This window comes from Bacteroides sp. AM44-19 (assembly GCF_003603395.1).
GTDB lineage: Bacteria > Bacteroidota > Bacteroidia > Bacteroidales > Bacteroidaceae > Bacteroides > Bacteroides uniformis.
Genome location: NZ_QTNB01000039.1, coordinates 1 through 8,495, shown reverse-complemented (window position 1 = coordinate 8,495; position 8,495 = coordinate 1). Strand labels below are relative to the sequence as shown.

7 protein-coding genes are annotated in these 8,495 nt (G+C 41.4%); 6 read left to right on the top strand and 1 reads right to left on the bottom strand.

Features of this window, described 5'->3' with window-relative positions; genetic code table 11:
- Positions 1-243 precede the first annotated feature (243 nt).
- From DW947_RS20950 to DW947_RS20925, 6 genes are all read left to right on the top strand, one after another.
- Positions 244-1,191 (top strand): tyrosine-type recombinase/integrase, encoded by a 948-nt coding sequence (locus tag DW947_RS20950; protein WP_119958623.1) that lies wholly within the window; start codon positions 244-246, stop codon positions 1,189-1,191.
- Positions 1,192-1,634: 443 nt separating this feature from the next.
- Positions 1,635-4,787 (top strand): PspA/IM30 family protein, encoded by a 3,153-nt coding sequence (locus DW947_RS20945; RefSeq protein ID WP_022401133.1) that lies wholly within the window; start codon positions 1,635-1,637, stop codon positions 4,785-4,787.
- 77 nt (positions 4,788-4,864) lie between these two features.
- Positions 4,865-5,212 carry a hypothetical protein gene (locus DW947_RS20940; protein WP_022401132.1) on the top strand — a complete coding sequence of 116 codons (348 nt, stop codon included), beginning with the start codon at positions 4,865-4,867 and terminating at the stop codon, positions 5,210-5,212.
- A gap of 457 nt (positions 5,213-5,669) precedes the next feature.
- Positions 5,670-5,894, top strand: coding sequence for a helix-turn-helix transcriptional regulator (locus tag DW947_RS20935; RefSeq protein WP_005824474.1), 225 nt, complete (start codon positions 5,670-5,672; stop codon positions 5,892-5,894).
- On the top strand, positions 5,894-6,220 hold the full coding sequence (locus DW947_RS20930; protein WP_022401131.1) for a HipA N-terminal domain-containing protein: 327 nt from the start codon (positions 5,894-5,896) through the stop codon (positions 6,218-6,220). Before DW947_RS20935 ends, DW947_RS20930 begins: the two co-directional genes overlap by 1 nt.
- 2 nt (positions 6,221-6,222) lie before the next feature.
- A complete protein-coding gene (locus DW947_RS20925; protein ID WP_098032261.1) occupies positions 6,223-7,164 on the top strand; it encodes a HipA domain-containing protein in 942 nt (313 codons plus the stop codon).
- 31 nt (positions 7,165-7,195) lie between these two features.
- Here DW947_RS20925 and DW947_RS20920 read toward each other — a convergent pair whose 3' ends face one another.
- On the bottom strand, positions 7,196-8,299 hold the full coding sequence (locus DW947_RS20920) for an AAA family ATPase (RefSeq protein WP_119958622.1): 1,104 nt from the start codon (positions 8,297-8,299) through the stop codon (positions 7,196-7,198).
- Positions 8,300-8,495 lie beyond the last annotated feature (196 nt).

The following is an 8,495-nucleotide window of genomic DNA, read 5'->3' as shown; positions in this document are numbered from 1 at the left end:
ATTCCGTTACTTCGCAGGTAACGGAGGAATTTTCCGTGCAAACATAATTGTTTTTCTATAAATGAGCAAATAATAATGCTGTTTTTTTATAATTAATCGAAAAATCTGCATTTAAGCGCACTTTTTTGTTAATGGGATTGTTGTTCGCCCCAATTATTAGTGTATTTGCACGTATGTTCTGCATTATAAAGGGATTGTACTTATACATATTATTAATAAGAGAATGTATAATTTAAATTGAAGATGAAAGAGATTACCTTACAAGAAATGCTGTCAACTATTATTGGAGAGCTTCGAGAAAATGGAAGATGGGGAACAGCCCATATTTACCAATCTACATTGAATGTGTTTTCCGCATTCAATAACTATCGGGATTTGCATCTGCGCAAATTGAATCCAGCGGTTTTGAAACGTTTTGAAATGCACCTGCGTCAACGAGATTGCAGTTGGAACACCGTTTCTACCTATATGAAAGTCATTCGCTCGGCTTACAATCGAGCTGTAGATTTACGATGTGTCCGTTATACTCCTAGATTATTTGAACATGTGTATACAGGAACTAAAGCAGACAAGAAAAGAGCTTTGGAAGCTTCGGATATAGGAACTTTAGTTCGCGGGACAGAAATGGATTTGTCCAAAAGGATTCCTTCCTCAAACCTTCAAAAGGCCAAAATGCTATTTGTTTTTATGTTTATGATGCGTGGTCTCCCATTTGTCGATTTAGCTTTCTTGCACAAGAAAGACCTGCAAGGGAATGTATTGTCCTATCGTAGAAGAAAGACTGGTCGCACCTTACGGGTACTTCTATCCCCTGAAGCCTTACAGCTGGTACACATGGTATCCAATAAGGACGAGAACTCACCTTATTTATTCCCAATATTACGTAGCAAGGATGGTACAGAAGCGGCTTATAAAGAGTATCAATCAGCTTTGAGGCGTTTTAACTATCAGCTGTCAGCTTTAAAAACACATTTGAATATGAGTTCACATCTTAGTTCGTATTCGGCAAGACACACGTGGGCCACAATGGCATATTATTGTGAGATTCACCCTGGCATTATTTCCGAAGCGATGGGACATTCATCGATAAATGTTACTGAAACCTATCTCAAACCTTTCAACGACAAGAAGATTGATGAAGCAAACGAGAAGGTAATTTCTTTTGTAAAAAGCAATGGAATCTCGGCATAGTTTTTTTTATTTTTATTGATAAAGCAGCCTAGATGTGTCCATATTTATTCCTCCCGCAAGAAACATCTCTTGAAGGGAAGAGTCCTCTTGCTCATTTCTCAACAACTTCCCCTTAAGCCAAAACTCTACAAAATAACACTTTAAGTCTTTCTTTCCCTATAAATATTTTGATTTCCCTTTATCGTAACTTTACCTCTCGGTCATATTATCAGAATTCCACCTATAAGCCACTTTTCATCTTTCATCACTTAAAATGTTATAAACAATTATAGAGGCATTACAACTATATTAAACTTCTTTTCACATAATTGATTCAAGATGGTTCCCGTTACCTGCGAAGTAACGGAATTTTTTAACAAAAGCATTGTGGGAAAAGGAATGCCGGAAATGAGAAATTATTCACTTTTTATTTTTTAAATTTATAAATTTAAAGTTTTTCAATTATGAACAAAAAGTTTCTAAGTGTGACCCTGTTCAGTGCCTTGATGATAGGTGCGACAGGAACGTTCACGTCTTGTAAGGACTATGATGACGACATCAAGAACTTGCAGGAACAACTGGACAAGAAAGCTTCACTTGAAGAGCTGGCTGCAAAAGTTTCGACTTTGGAGACAGCTGTCAACGATGCTAAAACAGCTGCCAACGAAGCTAAGGACAAGGCTCAGGAAGCTTTGGACAAGGCCGGTTCGGCAGAAGGTGGTGTTTCTGATGACGACTTGAAAGCTCTGAAGAAAGAACTGCAAGACCAAATCGACAAGTTGGCTTCTTTGGACATCGTAAACCAAAAGATTGCGGCTCTGAAAGAAGAATTGAAAGGCGACTTCGTTACAGACGAGAAGCTGAAGGACTTGGCTGCTGAAATTGACAAGGTAAGTGCTGAGGTGATGTCCCTGATTGGTCATCGTCTGACCAGCCTGGCCGTAATCCCTACCAGCCACATCAACGGTATTGCCGCCATCACGCTGACTACCCTGCAATATACCCCGCAGAAGTATCAGGCTATGGCTAAGCATACGACTCAAGACCACACTACGACTCCGGTTTTGGACCACGTAAATGCTGCTGCTACAGCTAACTCCATTTCTACAGATTACAACGAGGCTTATTTCCATGTAAGCCCCAGCGTAGGTGTCCGTACTTCAGATATTGAATTGCCCTCATTTGATTGCATCACATCTGAAAATATTATGACCAAGGCTACCGGTGCTGATATTAAGACTAACAGCCCGATTCAACCAGTTAAGTACGACATCAATAAGGACGTGCTGACAGTAAAATTCAAAAAGACAGTCAAGGGTTCTATCGCTGCAACGACTGCCGGCGACAAGGAAAAGTTCTACATGGCATCTTTGAAAGCTCCTATCGCTGCTGAAAACTATACAGCTGCTGAAAAGAAAGCTTTTGACGAACAAGGTACTAAGGTGTATGTGAACTCTGAATATGTACGTCTGCACGAAGAGGTTAAGGTTCCGTATCTGGTTAATAGCAAAACTGACTTTAGCAAAACTATGACCGGTAAGTTTGCCGATGAAATCCAGAACGACGGCAAAGAAGACTTCTATGTACACTATCATGACTCTGTATGCGTATACGAATCTAAAGCCAACGAATATGTAGACTTTAAGCAACCTTATAACGAGCCGCTTGATTTGAAGAAATTGGTGAAGGTTTGTGTTACAGACGCTAAAGATGCTAAAACTAACCACGCTAACCATGCAAATCTGGCAAACTACAAGGATTATGGTCTGACATTCCGTTTCTACATCCCTACTGCTCCTTATAACACATTGGGTGGCGTAGATGGTAACACCAACAAGACAGACCAGCAGAAATTTGCCAAGCTGGATTCTCACGAAAACGGTATCATGTCTTCCAAGGTTTATACTGTCGAAGGTACTTCTGCAACAGCTGTAGGTCGTGAGCCTATCGTTCGCGTGGAACTGGTGGATACAGTAAACAATGCTTTGGTTGCCATGCGTTACCTGAAAGTGAAATGGGTGAAAGAAGCTGGCGAGAGAGAGTTGTCTCATGCTTTTGCTGATTCTATCTATTACTGCAGCAACTACACCGGTCGCATCGGTACTCAGGAAATGAATGAGGACATCTACGACAAGGCTAAAGAAGGTGGTATGACCAAGCAGGAATTCCACGCCGTTTATACTCAATTTGATGGTACAAAGGGTGCCGGCGAAGGTACGGCTTCTGTGATTGCCAACTCTGAAGCTGGTGTAGAATCTTACAACATCATCTGGACACTGACTCATGCAGACATCGTTAAGAAGTATCCGAACTGGAACAACCAGGAAAAGATGAGCTTCAGCAAGGTTTGCTACTACTCCGATCCTACAGGTGCATATCCTACATTGAAGATTACTTTGACACGTACTATCTACAAGCCGGTATTCAACCTCTGGGGTTACGATGGCCGCTACTGGAAGAACGACAATGAATGGTCCACATTCAATGTAAACCCGATTGTTTACAATACCGAGGAATCCAACCCGGCATGGTCTAACAATACAGAGAATAACCCGACATGTAACATCTACACAGACTTGCTGAACGGTTTCCTGAACGACCTCGGAGTTAAACCGACAACCGGTTTGGGCGGCGCAATCTGGTATGCCGATGCACTGCGTGCCGGTAAGAAGTTCTTCTATTCCGGACTGTATCCTTATGCTGCCAGCGGCCACCAGGGTGTGAAAGGTGGTGCTTATTCAGAGGAAGGTGCCCGCTTCGTGTTCGACAAAGAAAAACTGGAAGCTGCCAATTCTGCTTACAAGTACGAATATTTCAACGGTACAAGCGTTGTTGAAAAGACTGCGACTGTAAGTCCTGACGGAACAATCCTGTACATCGACGGCAAGAAAGCTGCTGAGATTGTGAACTACGCTCCCAACAAGCTGGATGCCAATGAAATCACTTACAACATCAAGTTGGAAGAAGTAAACCCGACTCACGCACCGCGTAGCGGCGACGCTCCGACAGAAGCTGCCAAGGCTCTCGTAGGCAAGTATGTCCCCATCAAGTTGGTTGCCGACGTATGCTACAAAGATGCCTGTGCTGCTGGTTCTCTGCTGGCTGCTGCCCACACTGCAACTATCAAGGAATATGATGCATTTATCATCGAACCGTTGACAGTAACTACAGGTGAAACTGAGAACTTTACTGATGCAACTGTAGGTGGTAGTACAATTGACGTTAAGGGTGCTTTCACTTATGTTTCTTGGAATGCTGACGAATCAGGCAAGAAGTATATTGTAGCCAATACTACCGGCTTGCAGAAAGCTTTGTGGGAATTCTACGAAGTAGTTCCGGGCGAATGGATGACAGACCAAATCAAGTCTAACTTGAAACTGGTTAACGGTAACTTGGTTCCGACTGATGGTGTAACAAACGGTCCTCTGCCTTCTAATACCAAGGTTGTTTACAACCAGGCAGATGAAACTCTGACTTACAACAACTACAGCGGTACTCCGGTTAACTGGGATTACAAATTGTTCATCCCTGTGAAGTTCGGTTACAAGTGGAAGACATTCACTTTGACATTCGAAGTTGATGTTAAGAAGAACTCTGGTACTCCTGCTCAAAGATAATCATCACTGCAGATAACTAATAAAAGAGAGTGTTTCCGGAAAAGAAGCACTCTCTTTTCTATAAAAACAAAAGAACAATGAGACGAACGATTTTGGCTATGTTGACAATAGCTTTCGGTTTTTTATATTCTTGTACCAATACTAACAGTACAGAGTCTACTCATTCTTTCGCCGGTACATTCATAACGGAAAATGGCGTGAGGTTTGAACTCCGTGCAGACTCAACCACCCTCATCACTTTCTCTGATTCAGTGAAGTATGAAGGTACATGGAAGTCTTGCAAGGCCGAAGACCACTTAGAGTATGCCAATATCGAATTTGGAGGTTATCAGGAATACTATTATTTAAAAGATGAAAAGCTTTACCGAAGTGAGCGCGAAATGCGCCACGATGCTTTGGGAACAAAAGTGAAATATCAGGAATAAACTGAAGAGTAAAACATTTGCATAGAAGAGGCTATCTCAAGTGCATTTTGAGACAGCCTCTTGCTTTTTTCAGCAATTCACCATTTAGACAGTTGTACGCAGCAAAAGTGACAAGAATTTATAAGAGTTTGAACAATACAACAAGCTATCTTCTTATGTACTCAGCAGAATCAAGCAAAGCTGGCCTAAAAATATAGTGTGACTCTCATGAGAGATTATATGCTTAGCCCAAAAGCCACTGAAAGAGTTATCACAGAGGCCGTTGAAGCAGCGAAGGACTGGCAGGCTTTAAGAGTAAAGCCTGAAATAGGTAGACAGGAAATGGATAGATTCATAAACTTATTCTAGTTAATTTATACCCGAAAAGATATAATCTCTTTCTCCTTTAATCTTTTTATACCCTTATGGGTGTAATAATGAAAATATATTCTATCTTTGTACCCCAAAGGGTATAAAAATGGAATATACGGAACAAACAACATTATCCAAATATGTAAAAGCGATGCGTAAGCAGTACAATCTGACCCAAGTGGAACTTTCGGAAAAGTCAGGAGTAGGCTTGCGCTTTGTCCGTGAATTGGAACAAGGCAAACAGACGCTGCGGTTGGACAAGGTAAACCAGCTACTGTCTTTGTTTGGCAGCGAAGTTGGCGCAGTACCTATAACTAAAACTGACGAATGATGAAGCAGGCATTGATAAATCTCCGAGGAATAAAAGCCGGTATCCTCACAGAGGATGAGGATGGCTATACCTTCCAGTACGATACGGAATTCCTGCAGTCGGATGTTGCAGAAGCTGTCAGTCTCACATTACCCTTGACAGAGAAAGCCTATCACGACAAAGTGCTGTTTCCTTTTTTCGACGGGCTGATACCCGAAGGATGGCTGCTTGACATTGCGGAAAAGAACTGGAAAATAGATGCACGTGACCGAATGTCACTGTTGCTGGCGTGCTGTAAAGACTGTATCGGTGCAGTGGGTATCGAACCTATAAATGAGGAGGATTAAAAATGGCAAAATGTCTGTATTGCTACAAAGAACTGAATGGAAATGAGAGGGATTTCCACAAGGCTTGCTCAAAAAAGATATTCGGGACACTAGAGGCGCCTATATTGCCTTATACGCACAATAATCTCAACGATTTGGCAAGGCAGGTAATTCGCAGTCAGACCACACTGACCGGAGTGCAGGCCAAATTATCATTGGATATCAACAAAGGAAGTAAAAACGAGCCTGGACGATTTACGATTGTAGGCTTATGGGGGCGCTATATTTTGAAGCCGCAAACCGAACGGTTCGGCAATCTTCCCGAATTAGAGGATCTGACAATGCATCTTGCGGAGATAGCCAAGATACGAGTTGTGCCGCATAGCCTCATCCGCTTTGAGGATGGTGAATTATGCTATATCACCCGGCGCATAGACCGCACGAATGAAGGAGGGAAATTGGCTATGGAAGACATGTGCCAACTTTCTGAAAAACTCACTGAACAAAAATACAAAGGTTCTTATGAACAGATTGCGAAGTTAGTGCTGAGATATTCATCCGCTCCCAAATTGGACCTGGTGAATTTCTGGGAGCAAGTCGTCTTTTCATGGATAACCGGTAATGCCGACATGCATTTGAAGAACTTCTCGCTTTATAGTCCCCAACAAGAGGTATATACGCTCACACCAGCATATGACATGCTGTCTACCGCATTGGTGATGCCTGAAGACACCGAAGAACTTGCACTTACACTAAACGGCAAAAAACGTAAATTAAAGAAGGCTGACTTTGTCATGTCCATGCGGGCGTCGGGATTGGACGAAAAAGTAATAGAAAACCTCTTCAAGAAACTCTTGAAAGTAGAAACCAAATGGATGGAGTTCATCAGTCTCTCTTTTCTACCGGAGGAGATGCAAATATCATATAAAGACATGATAAGCATAAAACTCAATATGCTGAAATGATACGAAACCCAACAAGGATTTCCTCTTTCTATCACCCTTCTCTCTTTACTTCAATCCACCTTCTGAAGAAAGGGTCATCCAGTTCATACCCCTCATTACGTATCACATATCCTTGTTGTCCAAGTCGCTTCAAACTACTGAAGGCAGTACTTGGAGAATCAATACCGACACCTTGTAGAAAAGGAAGACTGGACGGAGTCCCCATCTGCATAGTTAAGCCTATCAAGACTTTTTTATCTGTTTTATTGAAAGTGCTCCATAAACGTTCATAATCCATATCGTGTACATGAGTCAACTCCGTAATGGCAGTTTCCACCAAAGCATCACTATAACCGTTTTGTTTCCAGTTATTCCATGTCTGGTAAGCCAGTTGCTGGGTGTAATAGGGATGACAATTGGTGAACGACAGAATGCTGCGGCCTATCGTTTCAGCATCCATATCTTTACCTAAGAGAAGAAAGCCATTCTTGAGGAACTCATAGAAGTCATCTTGAGGAATCTTACCCAACTTCATCAAATATCCAAAATGATAGAAAGGAGATTTCTTTTTCTCAAAGATTTCCTGCATCATCGATTCCTGACTACCTAAGAAAATGTAGTTGGCATGATTGTAAGTCTGTAGAATAGACCTCAGTTTTTTATCCAGATTCTTGTCCAATGTACGTATTTCTTGGAATTCGTCCAGTACTACAATCGGTTTCTTGTGTGGATTCTTCATTCCCAATTTATCAATCAGTGTGAATACATCCTCCAACAGAATGAAACCATCCATTGACGGCTGAAATGAAACTTCTATACCATCCGTCATGGGATTGGTTGAAATGGTGGGAATAAAACGAAAATGAGTGATGAGATGCTTCAGACGTTCCATAGGATATTGTTGAAGCACAATCCGCAATAATCGTGCAGCAAAGTCAGCAGTGTCTGTTACCAACTGCAGGTTCAACTGAAAAACGGGACGTGACAATCCTTTCGTTACTTTTTGAACGAGGCTGGTCTTGCCGAAACGTCGTGGGCTAATAAGTATCAGGTGATTCTCACTTGCAAGTATCTCTCTTACTTTTTCTTGTTCCGCTACTCTATCCGTAAAGTATTCACCGTCTACAATCGTACCGAATTTAAATGGATTATTCATATTGCGACTTTTTTCAATGCGACTTTTTTCGCAAATATAAGAAATATATTTGAGTTCATTCTGAAAGACTGGCTAAAATGAAGAAATACATTATAAGCTTCTGTTTTGCTTCATTTTATTGTATATACTTGTAAGGCAAACCCTTTATAAATAAATTGGAAATGAATAGAAATGAAATTACCTTACAGGAGATGTT

Excerpts from the sequence above, each read along its gene's own strand:
- DW947_RS20930 (WP_022401131.1), top strand. The coding sequence starts at position 5,894 with ATGAAGCAGGCATTGATAAATCTCCGAGGAATAAAAGCCGGTATCCTC.
- DW947_RS20925 (WP_098032261.1), top strand. The coding sequence starts at position 6,223 with ATGGCAAAATGTCTGTATTGCTACAAAGAACTGAATGGAAATGAGAGG.
- DW947_RS20950 (WP_119958623.1), top strand. The coding sequence starts at position 244 with ATGAAAGAGATTACCTTACAAGAAATGCTGTCAACTATTATTGGAGAG.
- DW947_RS20935 (WP_005824474.1), top strand. The coding sequence starts at position 5,670 with ATGGAATATACGGAACAAACAACATTATCCAAATATGTAAAAGCGATG.
- DW947_RS20920 (WP_119958622.1), bottom strand. The coding sequence starts at position 8,299 with ATGAATAATCCATTTAAATTCGGTACGATTGTAGACGGTGAATACTTT.
- DW947_RS20940 (WP_022401132.1), top strand. The coding sequence starts at position 4,865 with ATGAGACGAACGATTTTGGCTATGTTGACAATAGCTTTCGGTTTTTTA.
- DW947_RS20945 (WP_022401133.1), top strand. The coding sequence starts at position 1,635 with ATGAACAAAAAGTTTCTAAGTGTGACCCTGTTCAGTGCCTTGATGATA.